The organism is Pseudomonas sp. NPDC089734, assembly GCF_044748865.1.
Lineage (GTDB): Bacteria > Pseudomonadota > Gammaproteobacteria > Pseudomonadales > Pseudomonadaceae > Aquipseudomonas.
In genome coordinates, this window is record NZ_JBIVGV010000018.1 from 37899 (window position 1) to 61484 (window position 23586).

General features: G+C 57.8%; 15 protein-coding genes, 1 other RNA gene and 1 pseudogene. 5 read left to right on the forward strand and 12 right to left on the reverse strand.

What is annotated here, in order from left to right:
* Positions 1-200: 200 nt before the first annotated feature.
* The 6 genes and pseudogenes from ACIPY9_RS20245 to ffs all read right to left on the reverse strand — a co-directional run bounded on the left by ACIPY9_RS20245 (position 201) and on the right by ffs (position 5916).
* Positions 201-443 (reverse strand): pyocin S6 family toxin immunity protein, encoded by a 243-nt coding sequence (locus ACIPY9_RS20245; protein WP_400705475.1) that lies wholly within the window; start codon positions 441-443, stop codon positions 201-203.
* 62 nt (positions 444-505) lie between these two features.
* Positions 506-1412 (reverse strand): annotated as a pseudogene (locus ACIPY9_RS20250) (IS3 family transposase).
* Positions 1413-1798: 386 nt separating this feature from the next.
* The gene (locus ACIPY9_RS20255) at positions 1799-3226 is read right to left on the reverse strand and encodes a hypothetical protein (RefSeq protein ID WP_400705478.1); all 1428 of its coding nucleotides are present in this window, start codon (positions 3224-3226) and stop codon (positions 1799-1801) included.
* Positions 3227-3279: 53 nt separating this feature from the next.
* Positions 3280-4572: an HNH endonuclease gene (locus ACIPY9_RS20260; protein WP_400705481.1), complete on the reverse strand. Its 1293-nt coding sequence runs from the start codon at positions 4570-4572 to the stop codon at positions 3280-3282.
* Positions 4573-5161: 589 nt separating this feature from the next.
* Positions 5162-5602 (reverse strand): hypothetical protein, encoded by a 441-nt coding sequence (locus ACIPY9_RS20265; RefSeq protein WP_400705484.1) that lies wholly within the window; start codon positions 5600-5602, stop codon positions 5162-5164.
* Between the two features lie 217 nt (positions 5603-5819).
* Positions 5820-5916, reverse strand: an RNA gene (gene ffs, locus ACIPY9_RS20270) — signal recognition particle sRNA small type.
* A 454-nt stretch (positions 5917-6370) separates the two neighbouring features.
* On the opposite strand from ffs, the gene ACIPY9_RS20275 reads away from it, so the two are divergent.
* The gene (locus tag ACIPY9_RS20275; RefSeq protein WP_400705487.1) at positions 6371-6646 is read left to right on the forward strand and encodes a hypothetical protein; all 276 of its coding nucleotides are present in this window, start codon (positions 6371-6373) and stop codon (positions 6644-6646) included.
* 43 nt (positions 6647-6689) lie between these two features.
* Here the strand turns inward: ACIPY9_RS20275 and ACIPY9_RS20280 are convergent, their stop codons facing one another.
* From ACIPY9_RS20280 to ACIPY9_RS20300, 5 genes are all read right to left on the reverse strand, one after another.
* On the reverse strand, positions 6690-7862 hold the full coding sequence (locus tag ACIPY9_RS20280) for a putative zinc-binding metallopeptidase (protein WP_400705490.1): 1173 nt from the start codon (positions 7860-7862) through the stop codon (positions 6690-6692).
* 210 nt (positions 7863-8072) lie between these two features.
* Entirely contained in the window at positions 8073-10436 is a 2364-nt protein-coding gene (gene ligA, locus ACIPY9_RS20285; RefSeq protein ID WP_400705493.1) for an NAD-dependent DNA ligase LigA, read from the reverse strand.
* 113 nt (positions 10437-10549) lie between these two features.
* Positions 10550-11407: a cell division protein ZipA gene (zipA, locus tag ACIPY9_RS20290; protein WP_400705496.1), complete on the reverse strand. Its 858-nt coding sequence runs from the start codon at positions 11405-11407 to the stop codon at positions 10550-10552.
* Positions 11408-11659: 252 nt separating this feature from the next.
* Positions 11660-15148, reverse strand: a complete 3489-nt coding sequence (gene smc, locus ACIPY9_RS20295; protein WP_400705499.1) for a chromosome segregation protein SMC — start codon at positions 15146-15148, stop codon at positions 11660-11662.
* 4 nt (positions 15149-15152) lie between these two features.
* The gene (locus tag ACIPY9_RS20300; RefSeq protein ID WP_400705502.1) at positions 15153-15812 is read right to left on the reverse strand and encodes a GntR family transcriptional regulator; all 660 of its coding nucleotides are present in this window, start codon (positions 15810-15812) and stop codon (positions 15153-15155) included.
* Positions 15813-16073: 261 nt separating this feature from the next.
* Between ACIPY9_RS20300 and xdhA the strand changes: the two genes are divergently transcribed.
* The 4 genes from xdhA to guaD all read left to right on the forward strand — a co-directional run bounded on the left by xdhA (position 16074) and on the right by guaD (position 22708).
* Complete coding sequence (gene xdhA, locus ACIPY9_RS20305; protein ID WP_400705505.1) at positions 16074-17528, forward strand: xanthine dehydrogenase small subunit; 1455 nt, start codon at positions 16074-16076, stop codon at positions 17526-17528.
* Positions 17521-19887, forward strand: a complete 2367-nt coding sequence (gene xdhB / locus ACIPY9_RS20310) for a xanthine dehydrogenase molybdopterin binding subunit (protein ID WP_400705508.1) — start codon at positions 17521-17523, stop codon at positions 19885-19887. Before xdhA ends, xdhB begins: the two co-directional genes overlap by 8 nt.
* Positions 19888-20541: 654 nt before the next feature.
* The gene (gene xdhC / locus ACIPY9_RS20315; RefSeq protein WP_400705511.1) at positions 20542-21381 is read left to right on the forward strand and encodes a xanthine dehydrogenase accessory protein XdhC; all 840 of its coding nucleotides are present in this window, start codon (positions 20542-20544) and stop codon (positions 21379-21381) included.
* A gap of 7 nt (positions 21382-21388) precedes the next feature.
* Positions 21389-22708 (forward strand): guanine deaminase, encoded by a 1320-nt coding sequence (gene guaD / locus ACIPY9_RS20320; RefSeq protein WP_400705514.1) that lies wholly within the window; start codon positions 21389-21391, stop codon positions 22706-22708.
* 48 nt (positions 22709-22756) lie between these two features.
* On the opposite strand, the gene ACIPY9_RS20325 is transcribed toward guaD, so the two are convergent.
* A complete protein-coding gene (locus ACIPY9_RS20325; protein WP_400705517.1) occupies positions 22757-23509 on the reverse strand; it encodes a GntR family transcriptional regulator in 753 nt (250 codons plus the stop codon).
* Positions 23510-23586 lie beyond the last annotated feature (77 nt).

Here is a 23586-nt window from a genome sequence, read left to right on the forward strand (position 1 = left end):
GCTCCGCAGACAAGGTGCCGTTCCTGGAAGGTTTGTCCAGAGCATTACTGACTGGCCGTCAGCGTCTCGAGCGTCGACTGCAACACGCCTCCCCTGGATTGCCTTTTCGACACCACATCAACCAAGGAGAGCAAGCTGTTGTTGGACGGCCGAGAACCAATGACAATCATTTCAACGCCCCGGCAGATGCAAAAAACGTCCTATGCCAGGACGCTGATACAAATATCAAGTTCATGCGGTATGGGCTTCCCGAGCACACCTTCAATCTGCCGGACCTGCTCTTCTGTAAGCTCTATAACACCATGTCTCACGCCTTCCTGAAGGGACTCCCACCCCACCAAATCAAGCACGGACTGATTGAGCTCTGGTGCTACATCCAGCTCAAACTGCACAAACTCGTTTTCGTGACCTTCAGGAAAAAAACCTTCGATGCACAAATGCATATACACCTCTCAATCTATTTAGGAGTTGTTCTACCCGGTTTTGCGGGTTTGGTCTGTAGTGGTCAACTAATCCCGGACACGACGTTAAGCTTTTTCTCGGCCTGAGCCGGGGCCATCCCATCGTTGAACTGGTACGGTTGAATCCAGTTGTAGCGATGCATCAAGTAATGACTGATGTCTCGGTGCGCTTCTTGAACCGTCATGTAGCCACAACTCGACGCACGTAGAGATCCAGAACGACAGCCAGGTAATGCCATTTCCCTTGAGCCCAGATGTAGTTGATATCGCCACACCAGACCTGATTGGGGGCCGGCACTTCAAACTCTCGATTCAAGATGTTCGGAATATCCGGCCGCTCGACCGTCGCTTGTTTGTAGGCATGTGATCCAGGTTGCTTGCTGACTAGCGCCAGTTCCCTCATCAATCCACGCACTTTGAACCGCCCGATTTGCTCGCCATTTTCCTGCATCATCGACACGATGCTGCGGCTACCGGCAGCGCTTCGACTTTGCGTAAACAGTTCGTTGACCCGGCTGCGTAACCGAACCCGCTCAGCGTTTGGAGTTCGACGTCTGAGACGGTGGGCGTAGTAGCACGAGCGAGTGACATCAAAGACCACACAAAGCCAATCAACCGGCTCTTGGGCGCTCAGTTGATCAATCAGCGCGTGCGCTCGTGCTCTTCCGACATCAAGAGCGCGGTAGCCTTTTTTAAAATGGATTTCTCCCGTTCAAGACGAGCGATGCGGGCTTCCAGCTCCTGAATCTTCTGCTGCTCAGGTGTCAGAGCTTTAGCCTGCGGAGTCACACCGCTGCGTTCCTGCTGGAGCTGATTCACCCAGCGACGTAACGCAGACTCGACTACCCCGAGTGAGCGGCAGGCTTCGATATGGCTATAGCCCTGATCGAGCACGAGGGCTGCGGCCTCGCGTTTGAATTCAGCGGAAAAGGAACGACGTTGCTTGGCCATCAAACACCTCTATATCATCTGGCGAGCATTCTCGCCTAAATGGGTGCCCGGAATCATTAGACCACTACATAATAAGATCAGTGTAAAACAAACCAATGTTACGTTCCTGCTCCTCCTTGGTAAGGACTTTGAATGACCGGATATTCTTGTAATACAATGAGTACCTGTAAATTTTCATGCTTCATCCTTCTTAATTTAGTATGACCGCTTGTACTCAAGCACCTCTTGTAGGGCAATAGATTTACCGCTATCGATCTTGTTTGCCGGACTAGGTAACTCAAGAGCATGTGTAAGTGCCTCACCCTTGTGGCTCGGGATGAGCGTTCTTATGAAACCACCTTGCCTTCATACTGCAGCAATCAATAGATAAGCAAGGTAGCTGATTATCACCTTTTACTCGCGGAAGCCTTCCTATTCCCATCGATCAAGAATATCTTCGACGTCTTTTCTCCACGATCAATTGCTTCCCTCCGGACTCGCTGGACCTCAGCATATTTTTGCCCAAGCCCACCCACATCAATGACCAAGTAAATTCCATGATCAGTATCTTCGGCAGCCTTATAAATCTCTAATTGTTTTTGATAGCCATGCAACAGGGAGTTGGTTGATAGCTTTATCTCCACAAGCACCCGATTGTTAAAGCCTGAAGAAAACTTGAAATCTACCGGGCCATTACCTGCGTCGGCCTCAGGTGTAATATCTAAATTATTAGCCTTACAATATGAATAAGCCATGGTAAAAAACAATCGCTGAGCAGCCTTCTCTCTACGCGGTTTTTTATCATCACTCCACAGCTCTTTCCAAACCCCTTTATTCTCAATAAGATCTTGAAATTGTAAGATCATTTCCTCAACAAACGCCACAGCATCTTCTGGCGTAGCAGGAGCCGTATTGCTTTTGAACTTAACTGGATACTCATAACCAATTTTTGTCAACTTCGCCCAAAATGCCTCTCCATTCGTATCCTTCGCAAAATCATAGGACTCGAGAGGAACCTCCCGCAGCATCTCCAATAACTGTTCAAATGCTTCTTTACTAGAAAGGGCCGCAACCTTAACTTTTGCCTTGTCCTTCTTGGTCATTGTTGACCAAATCTGACCTATCTTTCCGCTCACCCTCTCACGCAACTCTTCATTCTCTTTAACCGCTCGAGATATATCACCCCAATCGGTGGCAATCGGGAGATCACGAACGATATCTGTGGGAACGAATATAAGGGGGTCATCTGTATAGGGATTAACTGGCAGTTCTTGCAACTCCCCTTCCACCTTGAACTCTCTAGAGGGGATTTTAAGATCTGCATTGATCCTCTGAGTCATCCGCACCAAATCTTTGATAATTATATTCGTCGTCATATCGCTTATGCGATCAGCCCCTATACCTTCTTCAAAAAGCGAGAGCCCCATAAAGAAGTCTATATCGGTAATTCCAAGCTTTACGATTTGATAGGCCGTATCCAACGCATGTGTAGTCAACTCCTTCCCGAAGCCAGCACCACGAACTGACGAACTATAGCCAAGGCAAGTCCAACTGATTTCTGAAAACTTAAAAAGCTTCTCAACTGTCCGCCATGGCAAATCGCCTTTCGCTTCGGAGACACGCAACAATTTTATTATACGCTCAAACCTTTGCTCATATGCTGTCGCAGCTCCTATATTAATCTCAGGATGGACGCTCCTCTCTAAAAGGAGGGGATCAATGAACAAATTGGTATCACTCGAAAGCTGGGTATCGATAATCCCCGCATTAAGCAACACACCCAGATCTATATTAAACTCTGTACTAATAGTCGCAGGAGTTTTGATCTTAGCCACAACTCACCCCCTGAAAATATCAACCAACTAGAGTTGAGACCTCAATAAAATCATTACGAAATCAGCTTTACGACAACTCCATTAAAACTCTCATAACACCCCAAAGCCTCATCTGACAACTCAACAAGACCACCATCAGATATTCTTAGCAACTTAGAATCATATAAGGCATGCAAGTCTTTACGAAGGAGAAATCCGTCCCCTGCGTTATTATGCCCTTTTCGCCATTGACGCCCATGGCGATGAGCCGCATCTAGTGCACGAACTACATCACATCCACTTACGACACAACGGCCTCTGTATGCACTGAAAAGCTTACGTCTAAACGCCGCCTGTTCTGGTCGCGTCTCAACACTAGCAAATTTTGCCGCCCTTACCTCAAGCGAATCAGACATCCACGAATCTGAAACATCAATCTCAACACCAGACCAAAACTCATAGAGCTTCTGGCGCTCAGCCTCATCATCTAAAACCCCAAATTTATTCAAACCAGCAGAAGAATGACTACTCTCACCACCAACTAAAAGCGCAGTAATAATTGGCTCACCTTGCGCCTGAGAATACTCACCCAGTCTATCCATGCTGTGCTTAGAGGTGTACCTATCTATACCAAAGACATCCATAAACTCTCTATAAGTTACCCTACGCCTTGCTTGAGCGATTCTAATCAACCACTCCCTCATCACAGGAAGACCAATCTTATAACCTACTTTGCTCGCGCTTACTTCGGGGGCACCCCGACTGACCATAGATGTTGGCTGATTGTACTCAGTGACAACCGGCAGAACAGAAAGCCTACCGATGTAGCTTTCAGCCCAATTATCTACAGAGCCGTACTTATCAATAACGTGGCTCAACTTTTCCAGATCAGTAAGTCTAGTTGAACTTTGTGGACTGCCGTTATAGTACCTACCTGCAGGATCAATTTCTCGAGAAAACTCTTCAAAACTGATATTTATAGCTAGGGGTTTACCAAGCAGATACGGGAAGAAATTTTCAGAGTCCCAGAAGGCTGACGACACGGCCGCCGAGTGGACGCCATCAATTGTACCGACAACCTTGGCAACCCAATTATAAGCATTGGACCAATTGCTCCTCCGCCCCTCACAGCGAGTAGTGCAGAAAAAGCAGATATCACCTGTAGCTATCTGACCAAACTTTCGCTCATTACCACCTTTCTGTGTTTTGGGAAACCCCCAAGCATACAGGTCACCATCAGGAATTATCACTTCAGGAGGAAGTGAATCAAGTCGGGCTTTTGAAATAGGAGCTGCTAAGGTCTTGTTGTAGTTTTCAAGAGCAGTAGCATCATTCAAGCCACCTGCTGCAATTACCCAAACGGCCATATGAAGGCATCCTCCATGGAATCAAAGCATGTCAACATGCCACCATCCCATGAGAGAGTTTTGAATGCAAGGCGCAACTGATCAAATCTATAAAACAAGACACATCAACAAGCCCCCCTCTTCAACGCGAGAGATGGGCAATTGACTAGGCTTGGCTATCCTGCTCATTGGTAGGCCTCTTGCATCAGCTGGAGACGGCTAGAGGCCGATGAGGATTGGTCATGCGTCCTAACAAAGGGCAGTGGACGGGACCACAGAGAGGCAGCTTAGGCAAAACGGGCAAGGTGGATTAGAGCAGTGCAATTCAGAAACGGAACCCCGCAGACCTTTATCTACGGGAGGTTCTCGATGTATGACAGAGAGATTGGGGTTTTCAGTCAATTATCCTTCCATTGAGCGCCGCTTCCGCAACTTAGCATAGAGAGAAGCTACTGCCGGAAAGAACATCACACCGCCCGCCATGGTAGCGATCACAGGGACCGCAGCAAGCACTGAAAGCGCCAACCCCCACACCCACAGTAGACACAATCCCGAAGGAGCGGTAACTGCCGCTCCTGCTAGTGTCGCGGCTATTCCAGCCTACGTACGCTCACTCCCCTCTTTGTGGCTTTATGGGGAATTCTGCCGTGCACCCAGTGCAACGGAACTTGCCTCGGGCAGTCCGGTTGTCTTGGAGCGGGTGGATTTCTTTCTTATTGAAGCAGCTTGGGCAGGCGAAATGGGGCGTTTCGTCACTCGAAATGTACACAACTGCACCGCCCGCTGTCTGCGTAAGTTTGTAAGCGGCTGCTCGTTGTCGCCACGAGTCTGCGGCATCCAGCTTCTTCTTCAGATCGTCTCGCTCTAGCTGGAGCCTGTGTAGGTCTTCTCTCAGATTGAACATCCCATCTTGCACGTCCCCCAGTTTTTCAAGGACTTCACCGATCTTCGCTTTAGCCTCAGCATCTACCCTCCCATCAAACGCAGCCTTGGCGAGTTGTTTGGTTAGGTTGATCCCCTGCACCACGCCGTTGAGTGCTGCAATGTCCATACTACTGCCCTGTAGAGAATTGGAGCCCTAACATTAGAGCAACCTAGCGGACGCGACTAGTGTTGAGACATCAATGACAGGAGCTTGGCTCGGGGATTTACAGTCGACTAGAATGCTCAGCACAGTGCACCACTTTGGTGTACTACGGCACTGGTCCACTTCGAGATTTTTGAGCGAGAAATCCTTGAGAATTCAAGGACTTAAAGAATGGAGGCAACCCCACCAGCCACACCCCGGCACACAATGTTCCCGCTATGGCTGCTCCCTTCCGGGCCTGACCAGGTTGACGGGTAATCGTTGCGAGGGGACCAATGGGGTCACCATAACGACACTCGCCAGTCGGCGAGCCGCGCCATTGTACCGGTCTGGCGCGAAGTTACAACCCGTAATCCAGGATAAAAATTCGAGAGTGCTCAAGCACTTGTGTCGCAAGGGCTGTGCGGGTTGCAGGGAGCGGGCTCGGGGCTTATAGTCCCGCGGTCGCTGCATATCAGCGATGGGGTGTGGAAGCCCCGCTGTGTTAGAGGCCACAGAAGCCTGTACTTAGTAATCGGAGACCATCGGGTGTCCGATGGCTACGCTATGGCGGCTGTGCGCTGGGGGCACCTTCGGGTGCGCCGGGTTCCTCTGACCGGTCTTCCACACCCTCGCACAGCTGCCACCCACTCATGTGGAAGTGAGTTTTTGGCAGCACTATCCAATGAGGAAATCAATCATGTTCAAAATCACACCCAATCCCCCTGCCCCCGCACATTGCGGAGGTGCAGCATGAGTCGCTTTATCCCGCTCCGAAGCAACAACACCGATACCCCCGTGCTGCATATCGACAGTCAGGCGCCGCTGGATTTTCTGTTTGCCAGTGCCGACCGGCGCATTCGCATGGCTCGTCGCCTGCTGGAGTGTCTGGACGGCGCCGATGACAGCGATGTGCGTTATATGGCCAATGCCGCATTGATGTTGTTGAGCGATGGCTGTGATGCACTGGATGCCGTGGAGAAGCAAGTGTTTCGGGCTGTAGCGAACGGGGCGGCGGTCAGGCATTAGGCTGGCCGCACCCTGTGAGGGCTGTTCGCGAATGAATTCGCTCCTACGGGTTGGCGGCCTGTAGCACTTCGTCTGCCTTGCCGCCTGTGCCCTGGATGACGAGGTGGATGAAGTGCAGTTTGGTAATGGCTGCGGCTGGCAGGACGAAGGGGTAGAAGTCTGGCTGGCCCATGCTGCGTGACAGTTCATTGAGCATGCTGGCCAGTTCTATCCAGGCGTTGACGAACGACAGGAAGGCCGGGCCTTCCGGGTGTTGGGGGTCGTAGAGGACGTCCAGCGGGAAGGGTTGGTAGTCCAGTTCCATTTCCCGGGCGCTCATGCCGAAGCCCAGCGCGGTATCGACCGCGTCCATCATGTGCAGGTAATGCGCCCAGGTTTCCGCCCAGTCTTCCCAGGGGTGCATGGTCGCGTAGGCGCTGACGAACTGTTGCGGCCAGCCGTCCGGCGCGCCGTTCTGGTAGTGCTGCTCCAATGCCTCGGCGTAACTGGCGCGTTCGTCGCCAAACAGCGCGCGAAAGCCCTCGAGCCAATGGGTGTCAGCAATCAGCCGGTCCCAGTAATAGTGGCCGACCTCATGGCGAAAATGCCCCAGTAACGTGCGATACGGTTCGTGCATCTGCACCCGCATGGCTTCGCGATGGGCATCGTCGGCTTCTTCGATATTCAGGGTGATCAGGCCATTGGCGTGGCCGGTGGTGGGCCGTTTGCCTTCCAGGTCGACACCAACGAAATCGAAGGCCAGCCCGGTGTCTTCATCGGTGCTTTTGGGAATGACTTCAAGACCCAGCGAGATCAGTTGCGCCACCAGCCGCCGCTTGGCGGTTTCGACCTTGCGCCAGCGCTCGGGGTTTTCCGGGACAGACAGGTCGGGAATGGTGCGGTTCAGGCTACAGGCGATGCAGAATTCGCCGGTGTTATGGGCGGGAAACAACCAGTTGCAGGCGGCGGGTGTATGCAGGTTGGCGCAGCGTCGGTAGAGACCCGCGCCGGGGTCGTCGCTGAGGCGCCAGGTGTCGGGTTCAGCGGCGGGTTCGAGCGCGGCGATGCGTTCCTGCTCAGGCAGGTAGCCCAAGGCCGCCGAACAGGCCAGGCACTGGGAGTTGGGGAAGAACACCGACTGGCCGCAGCGGCATTGCCAGATCTTGCTGTTGCGCTTTGTTTCGCCGACGAAGGGTGCAGCGATCCGTGAACTCAGTTGTTCGAAAAAGCGGTACATGGCGGGCTCCCTGTGCTCCGTGAACAGACTAGATCATGGGGGAGGTTCAGGGGTTCCGTGGATTTGGCGGGGTGGTGATTTTTGGATGGGGGCTTTCGCGAATGAATTCGCTCCTACGGGGCGTGTAGGAGCGAATTCATTCGCGAAGTACACCCGGGCCGTAGCGCCGTCTTCGCGGATGAATCCGCTCCCACAGGGTGTAAGAGGTAATCAATCCACCGCGATGCCGTGCCCGGCCAAGAATGCGACGAAGGCATCTTCATCCAGCACGTTCACGCCCAGTTCATTGGCCTTGGTGAGTTTGGAACCTGCACCCGGCCCGGCGACGACGGTGTGGGTCTTGGCCGATACCGAGCCGGACACCTTGGCACCGAGGCTTTCGAGTTTTTCCTTGGCGATGTCACGGCTCATGAGTTCCAGCGAGCCGGTCAGCACCCAGGTCTGACCGGTCAGCGGCAGGCCTTCAACGGTTTTCTTTTCGCTACGCCAGTGCATGCCGAACGCTTTGAGCTGTTCTTCGATGGCCCGCGCCCGCTCGGCGTTGGCGCTGTCATCGAAAAACTCGCGCACGGCCTTGGCCTGTTTCTCGGGCAGTGCCTGACGCATGTCCAGCCAGTCGGCGCTGATCACGTTTTCCAGGGTGCCGAACTTGTCGGCCAGTTTCTGCGCCCCGCCCGGCCCGACCGAGAAGATGTGCAGCTTGTCGATCAGGCTGCCCAGCGTAGTGCTGGCCGCAAACTCGGCCCCCAACTCGCCTTCATCCTGCAATTGCAGGCCGCTCTCGCCCAGCAAGGCGTCGATGACTTCGCGGTTGTGGCTGTCCTCGAAGAAGCTGTGGATTTCGTGGGCCACTTCCAGGCCGATGTCCGGCAGGTAGGTGAGCACTTCCGGCAAGGCCTGACGCACGCGCTGCAAGGAGGCCAGCGAACGGGCCAGCACCTTGGCGGTCTCTTCGCCCACATCGGGAATGCCCAGGGCGTAGATGAAGCGCGCCAGGGTCGGCTTCCGGCTGTCGGAAATGGCCTTGAGCAGTTTGTTGCTGGAGACTTCGGCAAAGCCTTCCAGGTCGATGATCTGTTCGTATTGCAGCTTGTAGAGGTCAGCGGGCGAGCCGATGAGTTTTTCGTCCACCAGTTGCTCGATGGTCTTGTCGCCCAGGCCTTCGATGTCCATGGCCCGCCGCGAGACGTAGTGGATGATCGCCTGCTTGAGTTGCGCCCCGCAGGCCAACCGGCCTACGCAGCGGTAGACCGCGCCTTCGCTGACGGTTTCCTTGCCCTTGCTGCGTTTGATCAGTTGCGTGCGCTCCACATGGGAGCCGCACACCGGGCAGCTTTGCGGGACTTCGACCGGGCGGGCGCTTTCCGGGCGACGTTCCGGCACGACCTGCACCACTTGCGGGATCACATCACCGGCGCGGCGGATGATGACGGTGTCGCCGATCATCACGCCCAGGCGCGCCACTTCGTCCATGTTGTGCAGCGTGGCGTTGGAGACGATAACGCCTGCCACCTTGACCGGCTTGAGGCGCGCCACGGGTGTGACTGCGCCGGTACGACCCACCTGGAATTCGACGTCCAGCAGTTCGGTCAGCTCTTCCATGGCCGGGAATTTGTGGGCGATGGCCCAACGCGGCTCACGTGCACGGAAACCCAGCTCGCGCTGGGACTGCAGGTTGTTGACCTTGAACACCACGCCGTCGATTTCATAGGCCAGCTCAAGACGACGCTCGCCAATGTCACGGTAGTACGCCAGGCACTCTTCAATCCCGTCGGCCAGCTTCAACTCACGGCTGATGGGCATGCCCCAGTCCTTGAGTTTGTTGAGCAGGCCTACATGGGTGTCGGAAATTTCGGCAGATACCTGCCCGACGCCATAACAGCAGAATTCCAGCGGGCGGTTGGCGGTGATTTTCGAGTCCAGCTGGCGCAGGCTGCCTGCCGCCGCGTTACGCGGGTTGGCGAAGGTCTTGCCGCCGATTTCCATCTGGCTGGCGTTGAGACGCTCGAAACCGGCCTTGGACATGAACACTTCGCCACGCACTTCCAGCACATCAGGCCAGCCGGTGCCTTGCAGCTTGAGCGGGATATTGCGCACGGTGCGCACGTTGACGCTGATGTCTTCGCCGGTGGTGCCATCGCCACGGGTCGCGCCACGCACCAGCGCGCCATCGCGATACAGCAGGCTGACCGCCAGGCCGTCGAGCTTGGGTTCGCAGCTGTATTGCACCTTGCCGCCACCACCAAACAGGTCGCCTGCCGGCAGGTCGAGGCCTTCGTTCACGCGGCGGTCGAACTCACGCATGTCGGTTTCTTCAAAGGCGTTGCCCAGGCTGAGCATGGGGACTTCGTGGCGCACCTGTGTGAAGGCCGACAGCGCGGCACTGCCGACCCGCTGGGTCGGGGAATCCGGGGTGACCAGATGCGGGTTGTCCGCTTCCAGCGCCTTCAATTCGTGAAACAGGCGGTCGTACTCGGCATCCGGAATGCTGGGCTCGTCCAGCACGTGGTAGCGGTAGTTATGCTGGTCCAGCTCTGAGCGCAGTTCCAGGATTCGGGTTTCGACGGCTTTCATACGGTTTCTCTCAAAAACAAAAAAGCAGCCTTGGCTGCTTATTCAAACGCATATTCCTGTAGGAGCGAATTCATTCGCGAAAGGTCGCCTCGCGAATGAATTCGCTCCTACTGTCAGCGGCGCTGGGTCAGCGCACGGCGCTCGAATTCGACAATGCGCTGGCGATAATGCTCAATCGTTTGAGCGGTCATGACGCTGCGCTGGTCGTCTTTCAGTTCGCCGTTCAGTTCATGGGCCAGCTTGCGGGCAGCAGCGACCATGACATCGAACGCCTGCTTCGGATGACGCGGGCCCGGCAGGCCGAGGAAGAAGCTCACGGCACGGGTGCTGAAGTGGTCGATATCGTCCAGATCGAACACGCCCGGCTTGACGGCGTTGGCCATGGAGAACAGGACTTCGCCATTGCCCGCCATACTTTCGTGGCGGTGGAAGATGTCCATTTCACCGAAGCGCAGGCCGCTTTCCAGGATGTTCTGCAACAGTGCAGGCCCTTTGAAGCCGCTTTCGTCACGGCAGATCACGCTGATGACCAGCACTTCTTCGACAGGGGTCTGGTCCTTGTCTTCGGTGATGCGCTGGGCAGGCTTGTCGTCCGGGAAGTCGTCGTTACGGTCGGTGAACAGGCTCGGGCCATCCATGTCCAGGTTCAGGTCGCCCTGTTGTGGCTCGTCCTTGCGTTTCTTTTCGCTGTTGCTGCGCTTGCTTTCGCGTGTTTCACGCGGGGTCGCGCTCATCGAAGGCAGGTCGTCTTCGTCCAGCTTGGGTTCTTTATGGGTCTCCAGCACCCGGGACGGGCCGAGCAGTTCGGCGGATGAACTGTCATCGTCGTCCGGCAGGTTGGAAAAGCTTCGGTCGAGCCTGAATTTCAGTTTTCCCTTGCCGCCGCGCATACGGCGCCAGCCATCGAAGAGAATACCGGCAATGACAATAATGCCGATGACGATCAGCCACTCGCGCAGACCGATTTCCATGTAATCCAGTGCCTCTAAAAGAATATTTTTGAAAACAAGGGCCTAAACCCCTTTAATACGTGGTGCCAAGTCTATGTTCTAACTGGCATTTTGCCCACGTCAAAATAAAAAAGTGGTCACTAAACTAGCACGACCAAAGGTAACTTTACACCGTCTGTTGCACCTCTTTGGCGCCAAGGGTGGTATCTATCGCTACCGCTTCACATATTTGAGCCATTAAAACGCCAGATCCTGGGCGCATCCCTCGGTAAATCACGTCTCTACAAGGGCCATGGCCTCTTCCACATCCACCGCTACAAGCCGCGAGCAACCGGGCTCATGCATGGTCACCCCCATCAATTGATCGGCCATTTCCATGGCGATCTTGTTGTGGGTGATATAGATGAATTGCACTGTTTGTGACATTTCTTTCACTAGACGCGCATAACGACCGACGTTGGCGTCGTCCAGTGGCGCATCGACTTCGTCGAGCATGCAGAACGGTGCCGGGTTGAGTTTGAAAATGGCAAAAACCAGTGCCAGTGCAGTCAGGGCTTTTTCCCCACCGGACAGCAAATGAATCGTGCTGTTTTTCTTGCCGGGAGGACGCGCCATGATCGTCACCCCTGTATCGAGTAAATCTTCGCCCGTCAGTTCCAAATAAGCAGAGCCGCCACCGAAAACTTTTGGAAAAAGTGCCTGAATTCCGCTGTTTATCTGATCGAAGGTCTCCTTGAAGCGGTTGCGGGTTTCCTTGTCGATCTTGCGGATCACGTTTTCCAGCGTTTCGAGGGCTTCCACCAGATCGGCGTTCTGGGCATCCAGATAACGTTTGCGCTCGGACTGTTGCTGATACTCATCGATGGCCGCGAGGTTGATCGCGCCCAGGCGCTGAATGCGTGCCGCGATGCTTTCAAGCTCCTGCTCGGCCCCGGCCTCAGTGGCTTCGGGGGTCAGCGTCGCCAGAACGCCATGCAGGTCGTAGCCGTCTTCGTGCAACTGGTCCTGCAAGGTCTTGCGTCGCACCGTCAGGGATTGCCACTCCAGACGCTGCTGTTCCAGCTGGCTGCGCAGCAGTTGCGATTGCTGTTCGGCCTGGGTGCGGCGCTTCTCGGCCTCGCGCAGTTCGCGGTCAGCGTCTTCCAGGGCCATCTTGGCAACACGCATTTCGTCATCGACGACCATGCGCCTTTCCAGCAGTTCTTCAAGCTTGAGGCGCAGTTCTTCCAGAGGCGCCTGCCCTTCTTCCAGGTTCAGGCCCAGTTGCTCGCTCTTTTCGGTCAAGCGTTCGGACTGCATTTTCAGGCGCTCAAGGGCCTGGCGTGTCGAATCGTGCTGCGCCTTGATCGAGCCCAGACGCACCGCCAACTGGTGGCTGCGGTCCTTGTGCTGGCGGGCTTCCTGACGCACCCGGTCGAGGCGCTCGCGCAGACTGTCGCGCTGGGCTTGCAGCAGTTCGCGCTGTTCGGTGTCCTGAGCCATGGCATCCAGCGCGTCCTGCAACTGCACGCGGGATTCGCCCAGGTGTTCCTGCTCCATGGCCCGTTGCTCGCCCACTTCCGTGAGTTCTTCGTCCAGCCGGGTGCGGCGCAGGGTCAACTGTTCGACCTTGGCTTTGGCGGCCGACAGTTGCGCCTTGAGTTCGCTTTGCTGACGGGTTTCGTCCTGCAAGCGGCGGCGCAGATCCTCGCGGGCCTCCTCCTGCTGCGATTGCTGCTCGCGCAGCGTGAGCAGTTGCTCTTCACGGGCCGTCAGCGCCGCTTCCAGCTCATCGCGCTCCAGTTCCAGCCGTTGCAGTTCCTGACCACGGGCCAGTACGCCGCTCTGGGCTTCACTGGCACGGCGCACGCGCAGGAAGTGCCGACCGACCCAATAGCCATCGCGGCTGATGAAGCTTTGCCCGGCATTCAACTGCCCACGGCGGGCCAGGGCTTCATCAAGGCTCTGCACCGGCATGACCTGCCCCAGCCAGGCGGAAAGGTCCACCGGGCTGTCGACCTTGTCCAGCAGGCTGCCGGGCAGCCGACCGGTTTCGGCACCGGGGCTGAACAGGCGCAGGTCGCCCTGTTGAAAACCGGCCAGATCGAGCCCGTCGAAATCATCCACCAGCACGGCTTGCAGGTCGGCACCCAGCACGGTTTCCACCGCCAGCTCCCAACCGGCTTCGACATTCAGCCCTTCGGCCAGACGCGGGCGCTCGGCCAGTTGCTGGTCGCGCAGCCATTCGGCGGTGCCGGTGTCCGGGTCGAGGGCCGCCTGCTGCAAGGCTTCCAGCGACGCCAGGCGACCGTTCAGGCGTTGCAGTTCGCCCTGGGCCTGCTGCTGCGCCTGATTGGCCTGCTGCAACTGGTCGCGCAATTGCTCCAGTTGCTCGACGATCTGCTCTTCGTTCAGGTGCAGGTCGTCGATGGCCATTTCACGGGTGGCCAGGTCTTCGCTCAGTTCCAGAATGGCGGCGTCTTCAGGGTCGGCGGCCAGCAACTGGCGCTCTTCGCTCAAGCGACGCTGACGCTCGGCCAGGCGCTCGATGCTCTGCTCCAGTTGCTGAATGCGCGACTGCTGCACCTGAGCCTGACGCTGAGGCTCGGCAGACTGCTGGTTGAAGGTGTCCCATTTTTCCTGCCAGCCCTGCATCGTGGCTTCGGCATCTTCCAGCGCGATGGCCGATTCTTCGGCGGCAGCGAGGGTCATTTCCTGTTCCGGCTCGAGCATTTCCAGCTCTTCGCTCAGGGTGGCCAGCAGAGTGGTGTCATGGCCCAGGTGCGATTCGGTTTCCTGCCGGGCGCGCTCGGCTTCGCGCAGATCGTCCTGCAACTGACGCAGGCGTTGCTGACCATGCTGGATGCTCTGTTCGACACGGGCGATGTCACCGCCCACGGAATAGAAGCGCCCCTGCACCAGATTGAAGCGTTCGGACAGTTCGTGATGACCGTCCCGCAGCCGCTCGATGCTGGCATCGGCGCTGCGCTGATCGGCCACCAGCGCCTCGAAACCCACTTCCTGGGTGCCGATCACTGTTTCGCGCTGGCCGACCTGTTCGTTCAGTGCCTGCCAGCGCAGGGCCGACAACTGGGCCTTGAGCTGACGCTCCTCGGCCTTGTATTCCTGATACTTCTCGGCGGCCTGGGCCTGGCGGTGCAGTCGTTCGAGCTGGCGCTCCAGCTCTTCGCGCAGGTCAGTCAGGCGCGCCAGGTTTTCGTGGGTCCGACGAATGCGGTTTTCCGTCTCCCGGCGACGCTCCTTGTATTTGGAGATACCGGCGGCTTCTTCGATGAAGTTGCGCAGCTCTTCAGGCTTGGCCTCGATCAGCTTGGAGATCATGCCCTGCTCGATGATCGAGTAGCTGCGCGGCCCCAGGCCGGTGCCCAGGAAGATATCGGTGATATCGCGACGCCGGCATTTGGCGCCGTTGAGGTAGTAGCTGTTCTGGCTGTCGCGGGTCACCTTGCGGCGAATGGAGATTTCCGCATAGCTGGCGTACTCGCCCACCAAGGTGCCGTCGGAGTTGTCGAACACCAGTTCGATGCTCGCCTGGCTCACGGGCTTGCGGCTGGTGGAGCCGTTGAAGATGACGTCGGTCATCGACTCGCCGCGCAGGTTCTTGGCCGAGCTTTCGCCCATTACCCAGCGCACGGCGTCGATGATGTTGGACTTGCCGCAACCATTGGGGCCGACGACGGCCGCCATGTTGCTGGGGAAGGTCACCGTGGTGGGGTCGACGAAGGACTTGAACCCCGCCAGCTTGATGCACTTCAGACGCATGCTGTCAGCCTGCCGTCAGCGCGGCCAGCACCAGCCTGCAGCTGCGTTGGCAATATTGAGTGAGTACCTCGCGGATCTGTACCAGATCGCGGGCCACAACGGCTTCGAGCAGTTGAGAGAACAGGGCCAGGTAATCGCCCAGCTCCGCCTTGCGCTGTTCCAGGGCAAGAAAGTAACTGCGGCTCATGGACGGCTGCAGGTTCTCGACCGTCTCTTGCAGGTACGGGTTGTCGGCAAACGGATAGGCTGCGCGCATGACATTGAAGCTTTCATCAACGAACACGGTCACCTCACCAAGGTCATGACTGGCCTTGAGGCGTTGCTGGATCTGCATGAACGGCGTCAGGTCGGACTCGCGCTGCCAACGTTCGGCAACCGCCGTGGCAAGCAGAATGTACAGCTCTGCCATCAACGAGCACAGGCCGATCACGCTGTGGGCATCCAGTGTTGTCACCTGCGCCCCGCGGCGTGGCAGGATTGCCACCAGATGGCGGCGTTCAAGGATCAGCAGCGCTTCACGCACACTTCCCCGGCTGACGTTCAACGCCTGCGTAACTTTCTGTTCCTGGATTCGCTCTCCAGGTTTTAGTTCGCCACGGATAATCCGCTCGGCAAGGTGCTGAGCGATTTGTTCCGCGAGGCTGTCCGATGCCTTGAACGTCATGTCTTTCCTTTCAAGCCGGTCTATTTATTAAGAGGCGAAGTGTATCGCAACCTGCGGGCATGGCGCAGGGCCATGGCAGTGGAAACTGGCACGATTCAAGCAAATCTTCGTGGAGGCTTGCTACCCACAGGCCAGTGTCAAGGCGAATGGCTCAATAAAACATCATTTTCTGACCTTAAAGTCAGGAAAAAATTGACCCAACGGTCAAAACTGATAGATTCATCGACACAGTCGATTACAAAAAATTGAGGGTGCTGCACCGTGATTCAGTTCCTTTTAAACCAAGAGCTCAAGACCGAGCACACCCTGGACCCGAACCTGACCGTGCTCAACTACCTGCGCGGGCACGCCCACAAGACGGGCACCAAGGAAGGCTGTGCCAGCGGTGACTGCGGCGCCTGTACCGTGGTGGTCGGCGAACTGGAAACCGATGGCCAGGGCCGCGAACATATTCGTTATCGCAGCCTCAACTCATGCCTGACCTTCGTGGCCTCGCTGCACGGCAAGCAATTGATCAGCGTCGAAGACCTCAAACATCAGGGGCAATTGCACAGCGTGCAAAAGGCCATGGTCGACTGCCATGGCTCGCAATGCGGGTTCTGCACGCCCGGTTTTGTCATGTCGCTGTTCGCCCTGCAAAAGAACAGCAGCCAGCCGGACACTCATCAGGCCCACGAAGCGCTGGCCGGCAATCTGTGTCGCTGCACCGGTTATCGCCCGATCCTGGCCGCTGCCGAGCAGGCGTGCAGCTCGCATCAACCCGACCAGTTCGATCAGCGCCAGGCACAGACCATCGCCCGCCTGAGCGCCATTGCCCCCAAGGAAACCGGCGAGCTGAATGACGGCGAAAAGCGCTCTCTGGTGCCGCTGACCGTGACGGATCTGGCCACGCTCTATGAAGCCCACCCACAGGCACGGCTGCTGGCTGGCGGCACGGACCTGGCGCTGGAGGTCACTCAGTTTCACAAGCCCTTGCCGGTGATGATCCATGTCGGCCATATCGCTGAACTCAAGCGTATCGAACACTTCGATGATCGGCTGGAGATCGGCGCCGCCGCTTCCCTGACCGATTGCCATGCGGCCCTCAAGGCCGAATACCCTGATTTCGGTGAGCTGCTGCAACGCTTCGCCTCGTTGCAGATCCGCAATCAGGGCACGCTGGGCGGCAATATCGGCAACGCCTCCCCCATCGGCGACTCCCCGCCCCTGCTGATTGCCCTGGGTGCGCAGCTTGTTCTGCGCAAGGGCAATACTCGGCGGACGTTGGCGCTGGAGGACTACTTCATCGATTACCGGGTCACGGCGCGCCAGGAAAGCGAGTTCATCGAGAAGATCATTGTGCCCAAGGCTACCGGTCACCGGGCCTTCCGAGCCTATAAGGTGTCCAAACGGCTGGATGACGACATTTCCGCCGTGTGCGCCGCCTTTAACCTGCTGATCGAGAACGGCAGCATTGTGGAGGCGCGTATCGCATTCGGCGGCATGGCGGCCATTCCAAAACGGGCAGCGGCCTGCGAGCGGGCCTTGATCGGTCATCCCTGGACTTCTGCCTCGGTCGAACAGGCCTGTGCCGCGCTGGCCGAGGACTTCACACCTCTGTCGGATTTCCGTGCCAGCAAGGAGTACCGGCTGCTCAGCGCACAGAACCTGCTGCGCAAATACTTCATCGAACTGCAAACGCCGACAATTGCGACGCGGGTGACTGACTATGTCTAATCACTCTTCGCACAAGACCCAGGCCGAAATGGTCGAGCTGTTTCAGCAGGACCTGACTACCGGCGTAGGCCGAAGCGTCAAGCATGACAGCGCCGACAAGCATGTCAGCGGCGAGGCGGTGTATATCGATGACCGCCTGGAGTTTCCCAACCAGTTGCACGTGTATGCGCGCCTGTCGGATCGCGCCCATGCCCGGATCATCAGTGTCGATACGAGCCCCTGTCACGCCTTCGACGGGGTGCGCATCGTCATCACTCACGAAGACATTCCCGGCCTGAAGGATATCGGCCCGCTGCTGCCGGGCGACCCGCTGCTGGCCATCGACAAGGTGGAATTCGTCGGTCAGCCGGTGCTGGCCGTGGCCGCCCGGGACCTGGAAACGGCACGCAAGGCCGCCATGGCCGCCGTTATCGAATACGAGGATCTGGAGCCGGTACTGGATGTGGTCCAGGCCTTGCGCCAGAAGCACTTCGTGGTGGACAGCCACACCCATCAGCGCGGCGATTCGGCCAGTGCGCTGCAAAAAGCGCCCCATCGCTTGCAAGGCCATCTGCACATCGGCGGGCAGGAACACTTTTATCTGGAAACCCAGATCTCGTCGGTGATGCCCACCGAAGATGGCGGCATGATCGTTTATTGCTCGACCCAGAACCCCACCGAAATCCAGAAGCTGGTGGCCGAAGTGCTGGGCGTTTCGATGAACCGGATCGTGGTCGATATGCGACGCATGGGCGGCGGCTTCGGCGGCAAGGAAACCCAGGCCGCCAGCCCCGCCTGCCTGTGCGCAGTGATTGCGCACCTGACTGGCCAGCCGACCAAGATGCGCCTGCCACGGGTCGAAGACATGGCCATGACCGGCAAGCGCCATCCGTTCTACATCGAGTACGACGTGGGGTTCGATGACGACGGGCGTCTGCAGGGCATTCAGTTGGAACTGGCAGGCAACTGTGGCTATTCGCCGGACCTGTCGGCTTCGATCGTCGATCGGGCGATGTTCCACGCCGACAATGCCTATTACCTGGGCGATGCCACCATCAACGGCCATCGCTGCAAGACCAACACCGCTTCCAACACGGCTTATCGCGGCTTCGGCGGCCCGCAGGGCATGGTGGCCATCGAGGAAGTGATGGACTGCATCGCCCGTTATCTGGGCAAGGACCCGCTAACGGTGCGCAAGGCCAACTACTACGGCAAGACTGAGCGCAACGTCACTCATTACTACCAGACCGTCGAGCACAACCTGCTGGAAGAAATGACAGCCGATCTGGAGCACAGCAGCCAGTACGCGGAACGGCGCGAGGCGATTCGGGCCTTCAATGCCCAAAGCCCGATCCTCAAGAAAGGCCTGGCGCTGACGCCGGTCAAGTTCGGGATTTCCTTTACCGCCAGCTTCCTCAATCAGGCCGGTGCGCTGATTCATATCTACACCGACGGCAGCATCCACCTGAACCACGGCGGCACTGAGATGGGCCAGGGCCTGAACGTCAAGGTCGCACAGGTGGTGGCCGAGGTGTTTCAGGTCGATATCGAGCGTATCCAGATCACCGCGACCAACACCGACAAGGTGCCGAATACCTCGCCCACGGCGGCCTCCAGCGGCACCGACCTCAATGGCAAGGCCGCGCAGAATGCGGCGGAAACGCTCAAGCAACGGCTGATCGAGTTTGCGGCGCGGCATTATCAGGTCGAAGCGTCGCAGGTGCTGTTTCGCAATGGCCATGTGCGCGTTGGCGAACAGGTGCTGACCTTCGCGGAACTGGCGCAACAGGCATGGATGGGCCAGGTATCGCTGTCCAGCACGGGTTATTACAAGACCCCGAAGATTTTCTACGACCGCAGCCAGGCTCGCGGACGGCCCTTCTACTATTTCGCCTTTGGCGCTGCCTGTGTCGAGGTGATCGTCGACACCCTGACCGGCGAATACAAGATGCTGCGCACCGATATCCTGCATGACGTGGGCGCGTCGCTGAATCCGGCCATCGATATTGGGCAGGTGGAAGGCGGTTATATCCAGGGCGCAGGCTGGCTGACCACCGAAGAGCTGGTGTGGAATGACAAGGGTAAGCTGATGACCAGCGGGCCAGCGTCCTACAAGATTCCGGCGGTGGCAGACATGCCGCTGGATCTGCGGGTGACGCTGGTGGAAAACCGCAAGAACCCGGAAGACACCGTGTTCCATTCCAAGGCCGTGGGCGAACCACCCTTCATGCTGGGGATTGCCGCCTGGTGCGCGATCAAGGATGCCGTGGCGAGCCTGGGGGATTACCGCCTGCAACCGAAGATCGATGCGCCCGCCACGCCGGAGCGGGTGTTGTGGGGGTGTGAGCAGATGAGGCAGGCCAATGAACACTCCCTGTAGGAGCGGATTCATCCGCGAAGACAATATTCCAGGCACCGCATCATCGATGGCTGTACCGGCCTTTTCGCGAATGAATTCGCTCCTACAGGTGCATGGCCGAACACCCCGTAGGAGCGGATTCATCCGCGAAGACAATATTCCAGGCACCGCATCGTGGCTGGCTGTACCGGCCTTTTCGCGAATGAATTCGCTCCTACAGGTGCATGACCGAACACCCCGTAGGAGCGGATTCATCCGCGAAGACATTATTCCAGGCACCGCATCATCGATGGCTGTACCCGCCTTTTCGCGAATGAATTCGCTCCTACAGGTGCATGGCCGAACATCCCGTAGGAGCGGATTTATCCGCGAAGACAATATTTCAGACACCGCATCGTGGCTGGCTGTACCGGCCCTTTCGCGAATGAATTCGCTCCTACAGGTGCATGGCCGAACACCCCGTAGGAGCGGATTCATCCGCGAAGACAATATTCCAGACACCGCATCGTGGCTGGCTGCACCCGCCTTTTCGCGAATGAATTCGCTCCTACAGGTGCATGACCGAACACCCCGTAGGAGCGAATTCATTCGCGAAGACAATATTTCAGGCACCGCATCGTGGCTGGCTGTACCCGCCCTTTCGCGAATGAATTCGCTCCTACGGACATGGCAACCATGAACAACTGGATCAGCGCTCTGGCCGAGCTACAGGCCCAAGGTGAGCCGGGCATCCTGGTCACCATCATCGAGGAACTGGGCTCCACGCCACGCAATGCCGGCTCCAAAATGGTGGTCACGGCACAGCGTATCCACGACACCATCGGCGGTGGGCATCTGGAATACAAGGCCATGGAAATCGCTCGCGAGATGCTGGCCAGTGGCAGCCAGCAGACGCGCCTGGAGCGCTTCAACCTCGGGGCCAGCCTTGGCCAGTGCTGCGGCGGAGTGAATGTGCTGTTGTTCGAGCCCATGGGCCAGCCGCAGGCGCAGATTGCGGTCTTCGGTGCCGGTCATGTCGGCCGGGCGCTGGTGCCGCTGCTGGCCAGCCTGCCCTGCCGGGTGCGCTGGATCGACTCCCGAGAACAGGAATTCCCCGAGCACCTGCCCGAAGGCGTGCTGAAGATCGTCAACGACGAGCCTGTCGATGAAGTCGCACAATTGCCCAAAGGCAGCTACTGCATTGTCATGACCCACAACCATCAACTGGACCTGGAACTGACAGCCACCATTCTCAAGCGTGGTGACTTCGCTTATTTCGGGCTGATCGGCTCCAGAACCAAGCGCGTCAAGTTCGAGCATCGCCTGCTGGAACGCGGCTTTGACAAGGCCTTGCTGCAACGCATGCGCTGCCCGATGGGCCTGGCGGAAGTCAAAGGCAAGCTGCCTGCGGAAATTGCCATTTCCATTGCCGCCGAAGTGATCGCCACCTACAACGCCAACTTTGGTCAACACGACCAGAACGCCGAACCCGTCGCCAGACTGCTGCCCGCTTCGCGCCGCAGCCAGCCCCAATGAGATGCCCATGACTTCAGCTTCCCGCATCAGAAAAGCCTATCGCGCCAGCATCGTCCACAGCCTTGCCGACCCGGCCGAGGTCGGCATCGAGGCCTCCCATGAATATTTCGCCGATGGCCTGCTGGTGGTCGAGGATGAGCGGATCGTTGCCGTCGGCCATGCCGACGATCTGCTGCCGACACTCGACAGCGATGTGCAACTGACCGAATACCGGGATGCGCTGATGACCCCCGGCTTTATCGACACCCATATCCACCTGCCGCAGACCGGCATGATCGGCGCGTATGGCGAGCAATTGCTGGACTGGCTCAACACCTACACCTTCCCGTGTGAAAGCCAGTTCGCCGACCCGGCACATGCCACTGAGGTGGCCGGCATCTTCATCAAGGAGCTGTTGCGCAATGGCACCACCACTGCGCTGGTCTTTGGCAGCGTCCACAAAACGTCGGTCGAAGCCTTTTTCAGCGCAGCCCTGAAACAGAACCTGCGCATGATCGCCGGCAAGGTGATGATGGACCGCAACGCCCCGGACTATCTGGTGGATACCGCGCAGTCCAGCTACGACGACAGCAAGGACTTGATCGAACGCTGGCACGGCAAGGGCCGTCTGAGCTACGCCGTGACCCCGCGTTTCGCCCCCACCAGCACGCCGGAGCAACTGACACTGGCGGGCAAGCTGCTGGGCGAATACCCCGACCTCTACATGCAGACGCACATCAGCGAAAACCTGCAGGAAATCGAATGGGTCAAGGCGCTGTTTCCGGAGCGGAAAAACTATCTGGACGTGTACGACCACTTCAAGCTGCTGGGCGAACGCTCGGTGTTCGCCCATGGCGTACACCTGTGCGACGAGCAGTGCGCACGGCTGGCGGAAACCGGATCGGCCATCGCCTTCTGCCCCACGTCCAACCTGTTTCTGGGCAGCGGCCTGTTCGACCTGCCTAAAGCGGAAAGGCATGGAATCAATGTCGGGCTGGGCACCGACGTGGGCGGCGGCACCAGCTTTTCGATCCTGCAAACACTGAACGAGGCCTACAAGGTCATGCAGATGCAGGGCGCCCGCCTCAGCCCGTTCAAGTCGCTGTATCTGGCCACTCTGGGCGGCGCACGGGCGCTGCGTCTGGACGACCGGATCGGCAGCCTGAAACCCGGTAACGAAGCCGACTTCGTGGTGCTGGATTACAACGCCACGCCATTGCTGTCGTATCGACTGAAACAGGCCAAGGACATTGCGGAGATTCTGTTCGTGCTGATGACGCTGGGGGATGACCGCACGGTGCGGCAGACCTGGTCAGCCGGGCAGCTGGTGCATGAGCGCGATGATTGAGGGACTCTTCGCGGATAAATCCGCTCCTACGGATTTATCCGCGAAACCTTATTTGCCCGGTTTCTTCTTGCCCAGCATCACGTGGGAAAACACCGCATGCAGGTCATCGGACGCACCGTCGTCATCGAGGTTGAGCTTGCTGTCGATGTGATCCATGTGATGCATCATCAGCTCTACCGCCAACGCGGCATCGCGGGCCTCGATGGCATCGATCAACTGGTTGTGCTCGTCGTAGGAGCAATGGGTGCGGTTGCCGCTCTCGTACTGGGCAATGATCAATGAGGTCTGGGAAACCAGGCTGCGCTGAAAGCTGATCAGCGGAGCGTTCTTCGCGGCAACCGCCAGTTGCAGGTGGAACTCGCCCGACAGACGAATCCCGGCCCCGCGATCCCCTCTGGCAAAGCTGTCACGCTCGTCGCTGACCATCTGGCGCAGCTCGGCCAGTTGCTCGGCCGTCGCATGCTCGACCGCCAGTTCGGTGATGGCCTTTTCCACCATGCGCCGGGCGAAGAACACCTGACGGGCCTCTTCGACACTGGGGCTGGCGACCACCGCGCCGCGGTTGGGCCGCAACAGCACGACACCTTCATGGGCCAGCCGCGACAGGGCGCGACGAATGATGGTGCGACTCACGCCAAAGATCTCGCCCAGCGCCTCTTCACTCAGCCGGGTGCCTGGCGCCAGACGCTGTTCAAGAATCGCCTCGAAAATGTGCGCGTAGACGATATCGTCCTGAGTCGCGCTTCGGGCTGACTTGGCCGTACGTGGCTGTTTCTTGAGGGGCAGGGACTGTTCGTTCATGGGCACTCGTGCGCAAGTGGTTTACGGCGTGGGAACGGGCGCATTGTACACAGAGCCCCGGCACAAGGGCGCGCAGA

Bases quoted from the DNA above. Each gene is read 5' to 3' on its own strand.
- ACIPY9_RS20245 (WP_400705475.1), bottom strand. From the start codon at position 443: ATGCATTTGTGCATCGAAGGTTTTTTTCCTGAAGGTCACGAAAACGAG.
- ACIPY9_RS20260 (WP_400705481.1), bottom strand. From the start codon at position 4,572: ATGGCCGTTTGGGTAATTGCAGCAGGTGGCTTGAATGATGCTACTGCT.
- ACIPY9_RS20265 (WP_400705484.1), bottom strand. From the start codon at position 5,602: ATGGACATTGCAGCACTCAACGGCGTGGTGCAGGGGATCAACCTAACC.
- ACIPY9_RS20275 (WP_400705487.1), top strand. From the start codon at position 6,371: ATGAGTCGCTTTATCCCGCTCCGAAGCAACAACACCGATACCCCCGTG.
- ACIPY9_RS20280 (WP_400705490.1), bottom strand. From the start codon at position 7,862: ATGTACCGCTTTTTCGAACAACTGAGTTCACGGATCGCTGCACCCTTC.
- ligA (WP_400705493.1), bottom strand. From the start codon at position 10,436: ATGAAAGCCGTCGAAACCCGAATCCTGGAACTGCGCTCAGAGCTGGAC.
- zipA (WP_400705496.1), bottom strand. From the start codon at position 11,407: ATGGAAATCGGTCTGCGCGAGTGGCTGATCGTCATCGGCATTATTGTC.
- smc (WP_400705499.1), bottom strand. From the start codon at position 15,148: ATGCGTCTGAAGTGCATCAAGCTGGCGGGGTTCAAGTCCTTCGTCGAC.
- ACIPY9_RS20300 (WP_400705502.1), bottom strand. From the start codon at position 15,812: ATGACGTTCAAGGCATCGGACAGCCTCGCGGAACAAATCGCTCAGCAC.
- xdhB (WP_400705508.1), top strand. From the start codon at position 17,521: ATGTCTAATCACTCTTCGCACAAGACCCAGGCCGAAATGGTCGAGCTG.
- xdhC (WP_400705511.1), top strand. From the start codon at position 20,542: ATGAACAACTGGATCAGCGCTCTGGCCGAGCTACAGGCCCAAGGTGAG.
- guaD (WP_400705514.1), top strand. From the start codon at position 21,389: ATGACTTCAGCTTCCCGCATCAGAAAAGCCTATCGCGCCAGCATCGTC.
- ACIPY9_RS20325 (WP_400705517.1), bottom strand. From the start codon at position 23,509: ATGAACGAACAGTCCCTGCCCCTCAAGAAACAGCCACGTACGGCCAAG.